Annotated in this window: 13 protein-coding genes; 5 read left to right on the plus strand and 8 right to left on the minus strand. The window is 55.4% G+C overall.

What is annotated here, in order from left to right; translation table 11 throughout:
* Positions 1–391, plus strand: a 391-nt coding sequence (locus tag HMPREF2854_RS08700) for a hypothetical protein (RefSeq protein WP_395994404.1), incomplete at its 5' end; no start/stop codon positions are given.
* 190 nt (positions 392–581) lie between these two features.
* Here HMPREF2854_RS08700 and HMPREF2854_RS00010 read toward each other — a convergent pair.
* Positions 582–1,112, minus strand: coding sequence for a methylated-DNA--[protein]-cysteine S-methyltransferase (locus tag HMPREF2854_RS00010; RefSeq protein ID WP_222563154.1), 531 nt, complete (start codon positions 1,110–1,112; stop codon positions 582–584).
* A 180-nt stretch (positions 1,113–1,292) separates the two neighbouring features.
* On the opposite strand from HMPREF2854_RS00010, the gene HMPREF2854_RS00015 reads away from it, so the two are divergent.
* Together HMPREF2854_RS00015 and HMPREF2854_RS00020 are read left to right on the plus strand one after the other, a co-directional pair.
* Positions 1,293–3,170: an AMP-dependent synthetase/ligase gene (locus tag HMPREF2854_RS00015; protein WP_261666624.1), complete on the plus strand. Its 1,878-nt coding sequence runs from the start codon at positions 1,293–1,295 to the stop codon at positions 3,168–3,170.
* Positions 3,136–3,819, plus strand: a complete 684-nt coding sequence (locus HMPREF2854_RS00020) for an SDR family oxidoreductase (protein ID WP_070617341.1) — start codon at positions 3,136–3,138, stop codon at positions 3,817–3,819. The genes HMPREF2854_RS00015 and HMPREF2854_RS00020 overlap by 35 nt, the downstream gene beginning before the upstream one ends.
* 75 nt (positions 3,820–3,894) lie before the next feature.
* On the opposite strand, the gene uvrA is transcribed toward HMPREF2854_RS00020, so the two are convergent.
* Entirely contained in the window at positions 3,895–6,732 is a 2,838-nt protein-coding gene (gene uvrA, locus HMPREF2854_RS00025; protein ID WP_070617343.1) for an excinuclease ABC subunit UvrA, read from the minus strand.
* A gap of 169 nt (positions 6,733–6,901) precedes the next feature.
* Between uvrA and HMPREF2854_RS00030 the strand changes: the two genes are divergently transcribed.
* Positions 6,902–7,231, plus strand: coding sequence for a YciI family protein (locus HMPREF2854_RS00030; RefSeq protein WP_052038826.1), 330 nt, complete (start codon positions 6,902–6,904; stop codon positions 7,229–7,231).
* Between the two features lie 76 nt (positions 7,232–7,307).
* On the opposite strand, the gene HMPREF2854_RS00035 is transcribed toward HMPREF2854_RS00030, so the two are convergent.
* Positions 7,308–8,093: an alpha/beta fold hydrolase gene (locus HMPREF2854_RS00035; protein ID WP_070617346.1), complete on the minus strand. Its 786-nt coding sequence runs from the start codon at positions 8,091–8,093 to the stop codon at positions 7,308–7,310.
* A 28-nt stretch (positions 8,094–8,121) separates the two neighbouring features.
* On the opposite strand from HMPREF2854_RS00035, the gene HMPREF2854_RS00040 reads away from it, so the two are divergent.
* Positions 8,122–9,120: a bile acid:sodium symporter family protein gene (locus HMPREF2854_RS00040; protein WP_070617349.1), complete on the plus strand. Its 999-nt coding sequence runs from the start codon at positions 8,122–8,124 to the stop codon at positions 9,118–9,120.
* A 21-nt stretch (positions 9,121–9,141) separates the two neighbouring features.
* Here the strand turns inward: HMPREF2854_RS00040 and HMPREF2854_RS00045 are convergent, their stop codons facing one another.
* The 5 genes from HMPREF2854_RS00045 to rpsA all read right to left on the minus strand — a co-directional run bounded on the left by HMPREF2854_RS00045 (position 9,142) and on the right by rpsA (position 17,157).
* Positions 9,142–11,538: a cation-translocating P-type ATPase gene (locus HMPREF2854_RS00045; protein WP_070617362.1), complete on the minus strand. Its 2,397-nt coding sequence runs from the start codon at positions 11,536–11,538 to the stop codon at positions 9,142–9,144.
* A gap of 58 nt (positions 11,539–11,596) precedes the next feature.
* Positions 11,597–12,586 (minus strand): TerC/Alx family metal homeostasis membrane protein, encoded by a 990-nt coding sequence (locus tag HMPREF2854_RS00050; protein WP_070617365.1) that lies wholly within the window; start codon positions 12,584–12,586, stop codon positions 11,597–11,599.
* 185 nt (positions 12,587–12,771) lie between these two features.
* On the minus strand, positions 12,772–14,856 hold the full coding sequence (uvrB, locus tag HMPREF2854_RS00060) for an excinuclease ABC subunit UvrB (RefSeq protein WP_070617371.1): 2,085 nt from the start codon (positions 14,854–14,856) through the stop codon (positions 12,772–12,774).
* Between the two features lie 10 nt (positions 14,857–14,866).
* Positions 14,867–15,565 (minus strand): dephospho-CoA kinase, encoded by a 699-nt coding sequence (coaE, locus tag HMPREF2854_RS00065; RefSeq protein WP_083309284.1) that lies wholly within the window; start codon positions 15,563–15,565, stop codon positions 14,867–14,869.
* Positions 15,566–15,711: 146 nt separating this feature from the next.
* Entirely contained in the window at positions 15,712–17,157 is a 1,446-nt protein-coding gene (gene rpsA, locus HMPREF2854_RS00070; protein WP_070617374.1) for a 30S ribosomal protein S1, read from the minus strand.
* Positions 17,158–17,335 lie beyond the last annotated feature (178 nt).

The following is a 17,335-nucleotide window of genomic DNA, read 5'->3' on the forward strand; positions in this document are numbered from 1 at the left end:
GAATGAGGACACGACCATCACGGCCGTGTGGAAGGACAAGACCGTTCCTACCACTACCGAAACAACCGGTGATGAGACGGAGTCGACTCCTACCACTATCGAAACAACCGGTGATCAGACGGAGCCTACTCCGCAGCCGGAACCAACGGATCCGACTGAGCCAGAAACTACTGAGCCGACGGAATCTGAGACAACAGAGTCATCCGAGACGATACCCTCAGTAGAAACGGAACAGACAACGCCAACCGGATCTACACCCACACAGTCCGGTGCAAAGCAAAGGCTAGCAAAAACGGGGCTCAACGCAGCTTATCCGCTGTATGCCGCGCTGTTCCTGCTAGCAACTGGTGGATTACTAGTGGCCATCCGGAGCAGGAAAAACCGCTTCTAAACCACGCACAACCAAATAGTTAAGAGCCGCTCAAATGCACCTGCAAATGAGCGGCTCTTAACTTTACAAAGCACACGAATAAGAATCCTGTCCTTGTGGGCTACTTCTAAAACTTATGTATCCTATGCATTCGCTTCAAAAGCAACTTCAACCTCGTAGTCAGTCATGTCAGATCCGAGCAGAATCGCATTCACATTTGTGTGAACAAGTCCGGCTCTTGCGCGTCCAGCCCTCGGGCGCGGGCCACGCGGTACTCCAACTGCAGAAGCATGCGTTTACGCTCCACACCACCCGCGTAACCCGACAGCGTGCCATCCGATGCGATTACTCGGTGACACGGCACAACAATCGACAACGGATTATGTCCCACAGCCGTGCCCACCGCCCGATACGAGCGCGGCCTCCCCACGGCCTGCGCAACTTCCTTATAAGTTGAAACAGCGCTGTATGGGATCCTTTGTAAGCACCGCCAAACCTCCGTGTAAAAACCCGAATCCGGTAACCGGAGCGGGACAGAGAACTCCAGCCGCTCCCCTGCCAAAAACTCGTGTATCTGATCCGCAGCCGCGCTCAGCACACTATCTGCCGGTGACACCCACACACCCAAATCCTGTACGCCGGGCGCCGGATGATGATCAGGAAAATACACACCCACCAAAAAATCACCCTGCGCAACCAGGCTCAGCTCACCAACGGGAGTTACCGTCAAAGTGTGCCGCAAAACCACTTCCAGTTCCCCTCCCGCCTCAAAATGAAAGTTATCAGCCTGCATTAAACGGATAATCGACGCAAGCAAACACGTCGGCCGTCATCTGGTTTCTTAAACATACAATTGTGTATTCGACGCCTACAAAACCTATTGGAATCATTAACGAAACTAAAAGTTTCCAAAGGAGCGCCGATGACTCGCCTAATCACGCAAACCCACACCAACAAGGCCGAATACACAATCGACCAAAACGAAACGATCCTCACCGCGCTGCGTGAACGCGCAAGCCGCCGACCAAACGAAGTTGTCATGGAACGCCGTCGCGAAGTAGGCGGATGGTACGAGGTATCGGCAAAACGCTTCGTCACAGAAATTGACGACATCGCACGCGGCCTGCTGGGCTTAGGGCTAAAACAGGGCGATGCGCTAGCAATCATGTCATCGACGAGGCCGGAATGGACTCTCATCGACCTGGCGGCCCTCTCCATTGGCGTGATCGTGGTGCCCATCTACGAGTCCGACTCGGTAAACCAAATCGAATGGATCTGCAAAGACTCTAACGTGCGCATCGCTATCTGTGATACCCACGCGCGCGCCCAACTAATCGAACACGCAAACACGCCAACCGTTGGACGAATCATGACCTTCGAATCCGGCGCTATCCGCACCATCCTGGAGGCAGCCACCTCCATTGGCGAGGACACGCTACGCGCAGTGCAGGCAGAAGTTGACGTAGATTCCATTGCAACGGTCATCTACACCTCCGGCACCACGGGCGTTCCCAAGGGCGTAATCCTCACCCATCGAAACTTTGTAGGCACCACCAAAGCCATCGCGCAAGTGGTTCCAAACATTCTTTACTCCACTCAGACGCGCTTCCTGCTATTCCTTCCCCTTGCCCATGTTTTGGCTCGCTTTGTTCAGCTTGCAGTACTTTCTGGGCGAGGCGTGTTCAGCCACTCCCCCAACACTAAGAACCTGCTTGCCGATATCGAAAGCTTCCAGCCTTCACTGCTGCTTCTCGTGCCGCGGGTACTTGAGAAGATCTACAACGCCGCCGAAGCTAAGGCCGGCAAGGGAACCAAGCGCAAACTGTTCCGCTGGGCAGCCCAGGCTGCAATCGACTACTCCAAAGCAATGGAAACCACGTTTGGCCCAACCGTTGCGCAACGTCGCAAACGAACGTGGGCTGACCGGATTGTGCTCAGCAAAATTCGCCGCCTACTCGGCCCCAACATGAAGTACATTGTCTCCGGTGGAGCGCCCCTGTCCCCCACACTCGGACACTTCTTCCGCGGCATGGGCCTTACAGTCTACGAAGGTTGGGGACTATCCGAAAGCACCGGCCCGATCAGCCTGTCCGACCCTCGCAACCCGATCATGGGATCCGTCGGCCAAGTTCTGCCCGGCAACACCATCACGCTCAACGACGAAGGCGAGATCCTCGTCAAAGGTGTCTCCATCACCCCCGGTTACATGAACAACCCAGAAGCCAGCGCCGAAGCATTCGACGAGGACGGCTGGTTCCACACCGGCGACATCGGCCACATGGATAGGCGTGGGAACCTCTACATTACCGGTCGGAAGAAAGACATTATCGTCACTGCAGGCGGCAAGAACGTAGCGCCCGCGGGCCTCGAGGAATCATTGGTTACCCACCCGCTCGTCTCCCATGTGATCGTGGTTGGCGATCAAAAGCCCTTCATTGGTGCACTTATCACCCTTGACCGCGAAATGCTTCCCACCTGGCTGGTCAACCACGGTCTTGAAAACATGGATGTCACGCAGGCGGCCCAGCATCCGCGCGTCATCGCATCACTAGACAAAGCAATCGCTCGAGCTAACAAGTCGGTTTCCAAAGCCGAATCGATCCGCAAGTTCCGCATCATCAACGCGGAGTTCACCGTTGACAATGGCTACCTCACGCCCTCTATGAAACTGAAGCGAGCCGAGGTCGCGCGAGATTTTGCCCATGAGATCGAAGCTCTCTACGCCAAGTCGAGCCGGGCCTCAGATGATCCCCTAGGCTTGAAATATGAGCAGAAAAACCGTACTTGTAACCGGCGGTAGCCGCGGGATTGGGCGCGCCATTTGCGAAGGCCTCTCCAAGGATTGGCACGTTCTTGTGGGCGGACGCTCGGACGCAACCGGGAGCGTAGCTTCCGCCCTCGAATCCGCACAACCCTGGGCGGTTGACATTACCGACGAGGAGGCCGTGCGCGAAGCATGCGCCAAGATCGACAAGCTCGATGCACTAGTGTTGAGTGCCGGCATCTCCATGGGTAAAACTATTGCCGAAGCCACGCGCGAAGACTGGGAGACGATCCTAAACGTGAACGTTATAGCCCAGGCGAGTCTAGTGAAGTACCTGCTACCGGCACTGCGCAATGCGCGCGGCCAGGTGGTTGCCATCAACTCTGGCTCCGGCTTCAATTCAAAGGCGGGTGGTGGCCTGTACTCCGCGTCCAAATTCGCGCTTCGAGCCATGACGGACGCGCTCCGCGAAGAAGAGCGGGCCGCGGTTCGCGTCAGTTCTGTGCATCCGGGCCGGGTAGATACCGACATGCAGGTGGAAATTCAAGAGCAGGCCGGCCGTGACTACAATCCGAGCGATCACGTGCGCCCCGAGTCGATTGCAAAAGCCGTGCGACTCGCCCTCGAAACAACTGAGGACGCCACAGTTGAAGTCATCTCTGTGCGACCGGTTCACCAAATCTAAACGTCGCGGATTGCAAGCCACGCTTAGACGAAGCGGTATCAGATTAGAGGGCGCGATATTTGGAGAGGAACAACGCTATTTAGCGAGGATCTTCGCCAAATATTGGCCGGTGAAAGAGCCCTTTACCTCAGAGACCTGCTCCGGGGTTCCCTGCGCTATCACCTTGCCGCCACCAGAGCCTCCCTCAGGCCCCATATCGATAACCCAATCAGCAGACTTAATCACGTCCAGATTGTGCTCAATGACAATCACCGTATTGCCTTTATCAACCAGGCCCTGCAATACGAGGAGCAACTTGCGGATGTCCTCACTGTGAAGACCCGTGGTGGGCTCATCCAAAACGTACACCGTGCGGCCACGCGAACGCTTCTGCAGCTCCGCAGCCAACTTAACGCGCTGCGCTTCCCCACCCGAGAGTGTGGTTGCGGACTGGCCCAGGCGCACATACCCCAGACCTACCTCAACTAGCGTGTTCAAATGCCGCGCTATCCGCGGGATGTGCTCAAAAAACTTCGCACCCTCTGAAATGGGCATGTCCAAAATGTCTGAAACAGTCTTGCCCTTGTACTCGATTTCCAAGGTCTCGCGGTTATAGCGTTTACCGCCACAGACTTCGCAGGGCACGTACACGTCGGGAAGGAAGTTCATCTCAATCTTGATGGTGCCATCGCCCTTACAGGACTCACAGCGCCCTCCCTTAACGTTAAATGAGAATCGGCCCGGCTTGTAGCCGCGCACCTTCGACTCCTGTGTCTCAGCAAATAGCGTCCGCACGTGATCCCACACACCCGTGTACGTGGCCGGGTTTGAACGCGGCGTTCGCCCAATTGGCGATTGATCTACGTGCACGACCTTGTCGAGCTCCTCCACACCCGAAATAGTGCGGTGACGGCCCGGCACAATCTGCGCGCGGTTCAGTTTCGAGGCTAGGGAACGGTACAAAATCGTATTGACCAAAGTGGACTTACCCGAGCCCGAAACACCCGTTACCGCCACAAAAAGCCCGAGAGGAAAATCAACCGTCAGGTTTTGGAGGTTGTTCTCCACCGCTCCTCGCACCGTCAACATGCGTTGCGGATCAACAGCGCGTCGTTCTTTCGGCGTAGCGATCGACTTACGCCCCGAGAGATAGTCTCCCGTAATTGACTTCTTGTTCGCCTTCAGTTCCTTCAAAGTGCCAGAGTGAACGATCTGGCCACCGTACTCGCCGGCGCCTGGCCCGATATCAACAATCCAATCAGCGGCCTCCATTGTTTCTTCATCATGCTCGACAACAATCAGAGTATTTCCGAGGTCGCGCAGGCGAATCAACGTGTCAATAAGGCGCCTATTGTCGCGCTGGTGCAAGCCAATGGAGGGCTCATCAAGCACGTACAGTACGCCTACCAGGCCCGAGCCGATCTGCGTGGCCAGCCTGATGCGCTGCGCTTCACCTCCCGAAAGTGTGCCCGCGGAGCGTGAGAGCGTCAAATAGTTCAACCCAACATCCACCAAGAAGTTTAGGCGCACCAAAATCTCGGTCAGCACCGGGGCTGCAATCTGCTTAGCCCTGCCCTGTAGGTGTACATTCTTCAAGAAGTCGCGAGCTTCCAAGATCGACAGATTTGAAAGCGCAGCGATCGACAGATCACCAATCGTGACGGCCAGAACCTCAGGCTTAAGACGTGCCCCTTCACAAACCGGGCAGGGCACCTCCCTCATAAATGAATCCAGGCGCTCCAGCTGGTTCTCTGACTCCGTTTCTGAACGCTTGCGCTCAATGTAGTTAACTGCGCCTTCAAACCCAGTGGTGTAAGAACGTTGTCTTCCCCACCGGTTCTTGTACCGAACGTGCACCTCGTAGTCATTGCCGTACAGAACCGCCTTTTGGATCTTCTTTGGCAAATCCTTCCACGGCGTAGTCATCGAAAAATCGAGCTGCTTAGCCAATGCTTTCAGCAGGTTCGCGTGGTACTTGTTGTTAGCCGTCCAGACGGCAATCGCGCCATCTTTTAGCGAAACGTCCTCATCTGGCACCAGCAGATCCGGATCCACTTCCAGCTTCGAACCAATACCAGAGCACTCCGGGCACGCACCGTAAGGAGCGTTAAATGAGAAGGTGCGTGGCTCAATCTCCTCGAGCATCAACGGGTGACCATTCGGGCACGCCCGGGCCTCTGAATAACGGCGCGAGCGGTGCGGGTCGTCATCGTTCAAATCGATTCGCTCGATCACCACGATGCCGTTTGCCAGCTCCAGGGCGGTCTCAACCGAATCCGTGAGGCGCTGGCGGAGCCCATCTTTAATCACCAGACGGTCCACTACAACGTCGATGGTGTGCTTTAGATTCTTATCCAGCTGGATATCTTGATCGAGGCGAAGCTGCTCACCATCTACGCGAACTCGCGCAAAGCCTTTTTGGCGCATCTCATCAAACAGATCCTGATATTCGCCCTTCCGTCCTCTAACCAGCGGAGCGAGGACCAGAAACCGCGTGCGCTCGGGAAGCTCCAATACCGAGTCCACGATCTGCTGCGGAGTTTGGGCTGTAATCTCAGCCATACACTGTGGGCAATGTTGCACACCCGCTCGGGCGTACAACAGACGCAAATAGTCGTGAATCTCCGTGATCGTACCAACCGTTGAACGCGGGTTGCGCGACGTTGACTTCTGGTCAATGGAAACCGCGGGAGACAGGCCCTCAATGAAATCTACGTCCGGCTTATCCATCTGGCCCAGAAACTGGCGCGCGTACGAAGACAGCGACTCCACGTAGCGGCGCTGTCCCTCCGCGAAAATCGTGTCGAAAGCCAGCGATGACTTACCCGAACCTGACAAGCCCGTAAAAACGATCATCGAACCCCTGGGCAGATCCAGGTCAACACTTTTCAAATTATGCTGGCGCGCACCGCGGACAATTAGCGAATCATTCACACCTCTACCCTAAATACCCCAGACTAAAAGCGCACATTTGTTCGATTACAGCAAAACTAACCGGCTGCTTACACCTCCGGCGGGCGCGCTCCCGCTTCCATCATTCAAAAATGTGACATTTGCGGCTTGTCCAGCTGAAAAAGTCTCGACACCGAGAGATAATGTAGCCATGCACACATACGCCGTAATTTATGAATATGAGCCGCAACTCCTCGCTCTGATCGACAACTGGCGCGCTGCGCACCGCGAATACCTTCGCAAGTTGCACAGGCAGGGCAAGCTATTCACCTCTGGCCACCTACGCGAGGCCAGCCACGCAGGCGCACTTCTAATCATGCGTACTGAAACCGCCCAAGAGGCCCGCGACCTTCTCGAAAAAGACCCGTTCTTTGAGCACGGCCTCGTAACTAACATCATCGTTCGAGAGTGGAAGCCAACCATTGGTGATCTGGCTGAACGCTTCTCTAACGTCTCAGACTTCCCCATCTCAAATCCGTAGAGACAAACGCGAAGTGCGGGGTTGGTTGTCACCACACCCCGCACTTCTTATTATCCTAAGGCCTTGTAGCCGCGCGTTAGGCGTACTTATTCAAATGCGCGAGGACGGCTTGCAATACCTGCTCGGGCTGTTCTACAGCCGCCAGATGAGCCGCGCCCTCAACGCACGCCAAGTTCACCTGCTCGTTGCCACCCTCACGAGGTGAAGCAACCAGCTCCAGCGCCGCATCCTCCGGCAACGTAGCGTCAAACTCTGCGCGCACAACCGTAATCGGCTGTTCCAACCCACCAAGGCCAGAGCGATTATCCATATTCGCAATTACCTCACAGCACTGGGCGTACCCCTCATCGGCGCAATCCAAGAAGGTCTTCCGGGTTCGCTGCACGCCCGGCCCATTCTCCTCGTAGAACGAGGATGTGAACCAGCGTTGGAGCGTGGCCTCCACCAGAGCCTTCGTCCCCTGCTCGCGAACCACGCCAGCACGCTCTGTCCAAGCGCTAGAAGGCAGCAGGACCGGGCCAGAGCACATCATGACCACGCTCTGGATCCGCCGGGTATGATTAATCGCCATCCAAAGCGACATCATTCCGCCTAGCGAAAGCCCCGCAATGTGGAAGCGATCCACGTGGAGCTCGTCTGCAACCTCCAGGATCCAATCCCCCAGTATTGCGGGAGTTAACTCCCCCTGAATCTGCGGTACTTGCGAGCGGCCATGGCCGGGGAAATCGAAGCGAACCACACGGTACTCGCCGAGTCCGGGCACAACCTCATTCCACATATTGCGGTCTGATCCCAGTGAAGATCCGAGGAAAATGACCGGCGCGTCGGCCGGTCCAGAAACGTCATAGCTAAGTGTCGTCATATTCCCACGATACTGCGAATGTGCTCCAATGGCGTACCATCATTGCGTGAAGGTCTTACTGCGCTACCTTGATCCGTTTATCGTCAGTATCCTTGCCATCTTAGTTATCGGCATCCTCGTTCCGATTCCCGCGCAATGGATTGATGTCCTCACCATTATGGGCACCGTAGCCGTCATGATCCTATTCCTCGTCTACGGCATGCGGCTTCGCACCAGTGAGATCATTGAAGGCCTAAAGAACCTGAAACTACAAGCCAGTGTGCTTGCCTCCACCTTCCTTGTCTTCCCGATTCTAGGAGCTTTAACCGAACCCCTATTTCGGCCCTGGCTTGGCGCCACCTTTGCCCTTGGCCTGCTGTATCTAACGCTCCTGCCTTCAACGGTGCAAAGCTCAATCTCGTTTACCTCCATCGCCGGAGGCAACGTAGCCGGTGCCGTCTGTGCCGCCACCATCTCAAACATCCTCGGCATGGCACTCACTCCCATCCTCGTCATGATCATCATGGGCGCATCCACCGGGGTGGGCTGGGGATCAATCGCAGATGTCCTCGTCAAACTACTCATCCCATTCATCATCGGGCAGCTACTTCAACCCAAACTCGGCAGCGTTGTACGAGCCAACAAGTGGCTGACAAAAACCGTTGACCGTGGCACCATCCTCATCGTCGTTGCTTCCTCCGTTGCCGGCGCTACAGCTCGGGGCCTGTGGAGCACGCTCACCTGGAGCGATGCCATTGGCCTCGTCATCGCATCTGGCATTTTGCTTGCAATCATGATGACGGCCTCATGGAAGGCTGGTCACCTGCTCAAGATGAACCGCGGCGATAACATCGCCCTACTCATGTGCGGATCGAAAAAATCCCTGGCAACCGGCCTGCCCATGGCTGCGATCATCTTCCCACCCCACATTGTGGCGGCCGTGACCGTTCCCGTCATCGTCTTCCACCAGCTACAGCTCATGGCCGCCGCAGTCATCGCGAAGCGCCTGGCTGCAAGCACCGAGCAGACGGACGAGAACACCTGGTAACTAGCGGATACCGCTCGCTTACTACTCGTATATGTCGCCGACAATGCGCGTAAGATCACCGAACTTGCGTGAGTAGTTCCGGAATACCAACTCAATCAGGAATGAGCACACCGCCGCTAACACCAGGACACCCAGCCACTGGGTTGGCGTGGGCCATGTGAGGGCAAAGAACGTACGCACAGGTTCAATAAGTACTATTGCCACACCAGCGCTAAGCATTGCGAACAGGATAACCGCTCTGTACGCAACGATGGGACGGGACATCACAGACAGCAAGTAGAGTGCTGCCATGAGCACGGCCAACGTGGCCACAGTAGACCCAACCTCTAGTGACTGTGCTGCGTAGAACCTCTGCGCTACCAGCGCTGTAACTGCCAGAACTATCCCCGAGGGTATCGCGATATGAAGTGTGCGCTCGAGGAAGCCAGGCCGATACCTGCGGTAATTCGGCGTTAATGACAAGAAGAACGCAGGAATGCCTATTGTTAAACTCGAAATGATCGTCAAGTGACGAGGCAAGAACGGGTACCGCCACGCAAAAATCGCGACCAGTACCGCAAGCAAGGCCGACATCGCCGTTTTGGTGAGGAACAGGGCAGAGACACGCTCCATGTTCGCAATTATGCGGCGACCTTCAGCGACAACGCGAGGCAACTTCGAGAATTTACCGTCCACGAGGACAAGCTTTGCTACTGCTCTCGTTGCGGGCGTTCCTGAACCCATCGCAATGCCGAGGTCCGCATCCTTTAACGCGAGGACATCGTTCACCCCGTCACCCGTCATGGCAACCGTATGTCCACGTGATTGCAATGCTTTTACCATCTTGCGTTTAGTTTCTGGAGTCACGCGTCCAAACACGTCAAACTCATTGACTGCCTCGACAAAGTCCTCCTCGGCCTGCGGCAAATCGCGCGCGTCCAAGACCTTAACCGGCTCGCCGCGTCTTACACCCACGCGGTTAGCGATCGCAGCTACCGTGCTGGGGTTGTCACCCGAAATCACCTTGATCTGAACACCTTGGCGTAAGAAATAAGAGATCGTTTCCGCAGCATCCCCTCTAATCTGCTCTGCCAGAACTACGATCAAAACAGCCTGCAACTGCTTAGGCAGGCTGGGATTATCCTCATCAATATGATCCAAAGGGGAATGGGCTAGGCAAACAACGCGGGCACCCTGCTTTGCGAAGGTCGAAACCTGCTCTAAAGTCTGAGCCGCATTCACCGCGTGGCTTGCCACAATATCGGGCGCACCAAAATACCAGGAACCCGAGTCGGTGACTGCCGCCGACCATTTGCGTGACGAATCAAACGGGACATCCTGCACTAGCTTCGCCGGTTCAACACCGCTGAGGCCGGCCATAGTGGCTTTCGCGGTCTGGTTCTCCCCGCCCGCAACCATTGCCGCAAGAGCGCTTTGGGCGTCCTCTTCTATCGACTCATCCAGACAAATCACCTGCTGCGGCGCGATTTCTCCCGTAGTGATCGTACCTGTCTTATCGAGGCAAAGCCGATCCACGCGGGCTAAAACCTCAACCGCACCAAGTTCTTGAATCAGGACGTTACGCTTGGCTAAACCCGCCCCGGCAAGCGCAAAGTTAAGAGACGTGAGCAGTACCAATCCTTGCGGGATCATGCCCACCACACCCGCAACGGCGAGCACCACCGCGTGTTGCCAGGTAGTACCCTCGTCGGAACGCAACTGCGAGGCCACCAGCAGTAGCACAACCGGAAGGATCACCCACGAAATCCACTTCAAAATCGTGTTGATGCTCTGCCCGATCTCAGACTTAACCTTCTTGAACTGCTTAGCCTCTTTAGTGAGCCGATTCGCGTAGGAATCCTCACCTACCTTCAAGGTCTCAAACAAACCCTCGCCCGCAACCACAGCTGTACCTGAAAGTACTGAATCGCCATCACGCTTACGTACGGGCACCGACTCCCCCGTCAGCATTGACTCATCCACACGCAAGCCGTAGCTTTCCAGAACGGTACCGTCAGTTGGAACCTGATCACCGGAGCGCAGGAGCACCAGGTCACCCAAAATCAGCTCTGCCGATGGAACCTGGACCTGTCTACCCTCGCGGATCACCCAAGACCTTGGGGACTCCAATATTGCCAAACTATCCAGCACGTACTTTGCGCGGATCTCTGAGTAAATACCAATCACCGCGTTGGATACCATCACAATGCCAAACACCGCGTCACGCCAGTTGCCAACCAGCAATACAACCACTACGGCCGTAGTTAAAATCGCGTTGAACAGCGTGAAAAGGTTGGACTTAATGATGACCTTGATTGGCCGGGAAGTAGTGCTCTCAACCCAGTTGGTTTTGCCTAGTTGCTTAGCCCGGGCAACATCTTGCGTGCTGACTCCCACATGGCCCAGGTAGCGGTCTTTGGTCGCGGCTGTTTCACTCACGGTTAAATCCTAATGGCGAACCCTGATTATTGCCTCGACATTAGTTTTAGGGTGCGAGTTAAGAGTCCGCACGATTATCCGCACGGGTCTTCAACATTGATGCCACCACCGTTATGAGCAGGGTGCCGCCAATAAATCCGAGCGAGGCAGGAATACCGATTTCGGGAACGTTAAACGGCATACCCGAGTTGATGAACGGCAGATTGTTCTCGTGCAGAGCGTGCAAAACCAGCTTCACGCCAATGAATCCCAAAATCGCAGCGAGACCAAAGTGCAAGTAAACCAGACGCTCAAGCAGGCCATCGATCAAGAAGTACAGCTGGCGCAATCCGAGTAGCGAGAACGCGTTCGCAGCGAAAACTAAGTACGGCTCTTTAGTAAGACCAAAGATAGCGGGAATCGAGTCGAACGCAAACATGATGTCCGTAGACCCAAGAGCAATGATGACCAGAAGCATCGGCGTCAGATAAGTGCGTCCCGCGTGGCGGTGAAGCATCTTATCCGAAAGGAACCCATCGGTAACTGGGAACACCTTGCGCACCAAACGCACGAATCCAGGCTCCTTGTACTCGTCCTCTTCCTCGTCCCCCTGGATTCCTTCGCGCACCTGCGAGTAGGCCGTGTACAACAACCAAATACCGAAAATGTAGAAGACCCACGCGAACTTTTCGATAATCGCAGCACCGATCAAAATGAAGACCAGCCGCAAGACCAGGGCCATCACAATGCCGTAAAGGAGAACCTTCTGTTGGTACTTGCGCGGCACTCGGAATGCCGAAATGATCAGCACAAACACGAACAGATTGTCCAAAGACAGCGACTTTTCAGTGATGTAACCGGCCCAATACTCGCCGGCATACTGCAAATCCCAGAAGAACCAGACTACAAACCCAAAAACTACGCCAAGAAGGACGTAGGCAACCGACCAGACCGCCGCTTCTTTAAGTGTGGGCTCATGCGGGGTGCGGACGTGCCCGACAATATCGATGATAATCAAGGCAAGGATAATAATGGCCAGCATGATCCAGCCAAGAGCATGAACGTGCAATTGAAAACTTTCGGTAGTCCAAACAGGGCTTATCCGAAGGTCTTCTCCACCACCTTAGTGGCCACAACACCGGGTTTTCACCGTGCTGACGATGCTGTGATTCTGGGAGTACTCCCCCTCGACAAGGCCATTCTATCCAAAATCGCTCACTGCGCCGAGATGCCTGCAGTGGTTCTTCTCACCGGCTAGTTTGCATCGCGCATATGGCGAAGCTCCTGCTTAAGGTCCTTCAGCTCATCGCGCAGTCGAGCAGCAACTTCAAACTGGAGTTCCTCAGCAGCCAGGTGCATCTGCTTAGTCAGCTCATCAATCAGACCGGCCAGATCGTCCTCAGCGGCAGCTGCCAAACGAGCTCTCGCCGACAGATTCACCTCACCTGCTCGACGTGAATCCGCAACCGCCTTACGGTAGCCGCCCTCCAATAGTTCTTCGGTATCAATGTCCTCACGCGCAAGCATATCGGTGACATCCTGGATCTTTTTGCGCAGTGGCTGCGGATCAATGCCGTGTTCCTGGTTGTAAGCAATCTGCTTCTCGCGACGTCGTTCCGTCTCATCAATTGCGCGTTTCATAGAATCTGTAATGTTGTCGGCGTACATGTGGACCTCACCGGCAACGTTTCGGGCAGCACGCCCAATCGTCTGAATAAGCGAGGTGGTAGAACGCAAGAAGCCTTCCTTGTCTGCATCCAAAATCGCAACCAGTGAAACCTCGGGAAGATCCAAGCCCTCACGCAAAAGGTTAATACCGACCAGCACGTCAAACTTGCCTTGGCGTAGTTCGCGCAAAAGCTCTACACGGCGAAGCGTATCCACATCCGAATGTAGGTATTCCACGCGTACACCGCGAACCGACATGTAATCCGTCAGGTCTTCAGCCATACGCTTGGTCAAAGTCGTAACAAGCACGCGCTCGCCCCGCTCCACGCGCGCATTGACCTCACCAAGCAGGTCATCAATCTGCCCCTCCGTTGGTTTAATAACGATTTTCGGATCCACGAGGCCGGTGGGGCGAATGATCTGCTCCACCACACCCGAAGCTTGGGATAGCTCATAGGGTCCAGGGGTTGCAGACATGTACACCGTTTGGCCGATCCGCTCGAGAAACTCATCCCACTTAAGCGGTCGGTTATCCATTGCCGAGGGCAGACGGAAGCCGTGGTCAACCAGTGTGCGCTTACGGGACATATCCCCCTCGTACATGGCACCAATCTGCGGCACAGTCACATGCGACTCGTCGATAATCAGCACAAAATCATCCGGGAAATAATCCAGCAGCGTATGCGGCGGCGTGCCCGGCCCGCGCCCATCAATATGACGCGAGTAGTTCTCAATGCCCGCGCACGTGCCAATCTCGCGCATCATTTCCAGGTCGTACGTTGTGCGCATACGCAACCTTTGAGCCTCAAGAAGCTTGTTCTGTCCTTCAAACCACCGAACGCGCTCATCAAGTTCCTCTTCAATGGTTTTAAGGGCGCGCTTCATGCGTTCCTCACCAGCAACGTAGTGCGAGGCTGGGAACAGGTACACGTGATCCGTTTCGCGAATCAGATCACCGGTAAGCGGGTGCAGGTACGCTAGGGCGTCAATCTCGTCCCCAAACATCTCAATGCGAATCGCAAGCTCTTCATAAACGGGAATGATCTCAATAGTGTCACCCCGCACGCGAAAAGTGCCGCGCGTAAACGCCATGTCATTGCGCGAATACTGCATGTTCACAAATGCGCGCAAAAGGTCATCTCGCGAGACCTCCATGCCAACGCGCAGTTCTACCATGCGCGCAACATATTCTTCAGGCGTACCCAAGCCATATATGCATGAAACCGATGCTACGACAACCGTGTCGCGCCTAGTAAGCAAAGAGTTCGTTGCTGAGTGGCGTAGCCGCTCGACCTCATCATTAATCGATGAGTCTTTTTCGATGTACGTGTCGGTTTGGGGCACGTACGCTTCCGGCTGGTAGTAGTCGTAGTAGGACACGAAGTACTCAACCGCATTGTTGGGTAGCAAACTGCGTAGTTCTGCGGCGAGCTGCGCGGCGAGCGTCTTATTTGGTGCCATCACCAGCGTGGGGCGCTGAATCTGCTCAATCAGCCACGCGGCTGTAGCAGACTTACCGGTACCCGTGGCGCCGAGCAAGACGATGTCTTTTTCACCAGCGTTGATCCGTTCTGCCAGCTCCTTGATAGCCGTCGGCTGGTCACCCGACGGGGAGAACTCAGAGACAACCTCGAAAGGCGCTTCTTGGCGAACAACAGTCTGGTTTTCCATGTCTTCTAGTCTAAGCTTCACGGCCTGCAGTAAGCATTTGGTAGAGCTCGCGGGCCACGAAATCGAGATCTGCCAATGACCCCTCGTTTTCTATGATGATGCTGGCATGTTTGCACCGCTGGGCATCGCTCATCTGGTTCACAATCCGCCGCCTGGCGTCCTGCTCGTCCATTCCTCGCATACCCGTCAAACGAGCTACACGGTGCTGCTCATCAGCCACAACGACTGCAACCGCATCAACCATGTGCGTCATATTCGCCTCTATCAAAACAGCCGCGTCATACACCGCAAGGCCGTCATTTGGCGCCGCCTCTAAGATCTCTAATGCGCGCGTGCGGATGCGTGGGTGGGTTATCTCATTCAGATCTGCAAGGGCCTTCTCATCGTTAAAAACAATGCTAGCTAGGCTTGCCCTGTTTAACACGCCGCCCGGAGCAACCTCGGATCCGAAACGCTGAATGATGTGCGCCAGAGCATCCGTATCCGGCCCGGCGATCTCGCGAGCGATCACGTCGCCATCAGCAATCGTTGCGCCCATTTCGCGCCAAACGTTCGTGACTGCAGACTTACCTGCCCCAATACCACCCGTAAGTCCGATCCAAAGCGGACGGGCAACACGTGGGTGAGCGCTGGGAACTGAGACAGACTTCAATACTGGCACTTTGATAAGAGCGTGCGCTCCCCCGCGCTGGATCTCTTCCCAAGCCATACAGACCTCCCAGTTCCAAGCAGCTTTACATGCCAAAACAGGATTGAACAGTTTGACTATAACTCGCAACAAAGAGGTGGCCGAGTGGTTTCCCACTCGGCCACCTCCTGAACGTCTAGTTCAAGCGCCTAACGGCAACGAGACTATTAGTTGTTCGTTAGCTTCTCGCGAAGCGCTGCGAGTGCCTCATCAGAAGCAAGGGTGCCTTCCGACTCAACCGGGGTCGAGTAGGATGCCTGCTCCTCAATCTTCGGAGCAGCCTCGGCGTCCTCTTCCATCGCACGAGCAACCTGAGCCTTGTGGGACTCCCAACGAGCGTGAGCCTCAGCGTACTGAGACTCCCAAGCAACGCGCTGCTCGTCGTAGCCTTCCATCCACTCCTGGGTCTCCGGATCGAAGCCCTCAGGGTACTTGTAGTTGCCGTTCTCATCGTACTCAGCGGCCATACCGTACAGCGACGGATCGAAGTCCGAAGAGTTCGGGTCCACGCCTTCGTTAGCCTGCTTCAGCGACAGCGAGATGCGGCGGCGCTCAAGATCGATGTCGATGATCTTAACGAAGACCTCATCGCCCACCTTTGCGACCTGCTCAGGAGCGTCGATGTGACGCTGCGCAAGCTCAGAAATGTGAACGAGGCCCTCAATGCCATCCTCAACGCGGACAAACGCGCCGAACGGAACGAGCTTGGTGACCTTGCCCGGCACAACCTGACCGATAGCGTGGATGCGGGCAAATGCCTGCCACGGATCTTCCTGGGTGGCCTTGAGCGAAAGCGAAACACGCTCGCGGTTCATATCGACGTCGAGAACCTCAACGGTGACCTCGTCGCCAACTTCAACAACCTCGGACGGGTGATCAATGTGCTTCCAAGACAGCTCAGAAACGTGGACGAGACCGTCTACACCGCCAAGATCAACGAACGCACCGAAGTTAACGATCGAGGAAACAACGCCGGAACGAACCTGGCCCTTCTGGAGGGTGTTGAGGAAGTTGGTGCGAACCTCAGACTGGGTCTGCTCTAGCCAAGCGCGGCGGGAAAGAACAACGTTGTTTCGGTTCTTGTCCAGCTCAATGATCTTAGCTTCAAGCTCGCGACCAATGTACGGCTGCAGGTCGCGAACGCGACGCATCTCCACGAGGGAGGCCGGTAGGAAGCCACGCAAACCGATGTCGAGGATGAGGCCGCCCTTGACGACCTCGATGACGGTACCGTTTACGACGCCATCTTCTTCCTTGACCTTCTCGATCGTGCCCCAGGCACGCTCGTACTGGGCACGCTTCTTCGACAGAAGCAAACGGCCTTCCTTGTCTTCCATCTGAAGAACAAGAGCCTCAATCTTGTCGCCAACCTCTACAACGTCGTCAGGATCGACGTCGTGCTTGATCGACAATTCGCGCGAAAGAATAACGCCCTCGGTCTTGTAACCGATATCTAGCAGGACTTCATCGCGGTCAACCTTGACGACAGAGCCTTCGACAATGTCGCCTTCCTTGAAGTACTTGATGGTCTCGTCGATAGCGGCGAGTAGATCCTGTTCGGATCCAATATCGTTGACTGCAACCTGCTCGGGCTGCGGGGTTGAGTTGGTCATAAAGTTTAAATCCCCGAATACGGATAAATAGTAGTGAATATGGACAATTTGGCGCCTATGCGCACAGTTTCAAACTGTAACCACAAAGAGCACCAAAGGCAATGCTATCAGTGAAGCTCTGGCCCACACGTAATAAATTCGAGACTCTGGGCGTGAGAGTTTGGTCGCATTTTGGGCC

The organism is Actinomyces sp. HMSC075B09, assembly GCF_001812395.1.
In the GTDB taxonomy this organism is placed as follows: domain Bacteria; phylum Actinomycetota; class Actinomycetes; order Actinomycetales; family Actinomycetaceae; genus Gleimia; species Gleimia europaea.

Coding starts and splice junctions, on each gene's coding strand:
- HMPREF2854_RS00035 (WP_070617346.1), bottom strand. CDS start 8,093: ATGACGACACTTAGCTATGACGTTTCTGGACCGGCCGACGCGCCGGTC.
- HMPREF2854_RS00030 (WP_052038826.1), top strand. CDS start 6,902: ATGCACACATACGCCGTAATTTATGAATATGAGCCGCAACTCCTCGCT.
- uvrB (WP_070617371.1), bottom strand. CDS start 14,856: ATGGAAAACCAGACTGTTGTTCGCCAAGAAGCGCCTTTCGAGGTTGTC.
- HMPREF2854_RS00020 (WP_070617341.1), top strand. CDS start 3,136: ATGAGCAGAAAAACCGTACTTGTAACCGGCGGTAGCCGCGGGATTGGG.
- coaE (WP_083309284.1), bottom strand. CDS start 15,565: ATGGCTTGGGAAGAGATCCAGCGCGGGGGAGCGCACGCTCTTATCAAA.
- HMPREF2854_RS00015 (WP_261666624.1), top strand. CDS start 1,293: ATGACTCGCCTAATCACGCAAACCCACACCAACAAGGCCGAATACACA.
- rpsA (WP_070617374.1), bottom strand. CDS start 17,157: ATGACCAACTCAACCCCGCAGCCCGAGCAGGTTGCAGTCAACGATATT.
- HMPREF2854_RS00040 (WP_070617349.1), top strand. CDS start 8,122: ATGGCGTACCATCATTGCGTGAAGGTCTTACTGCGCTACCTTGATCCG.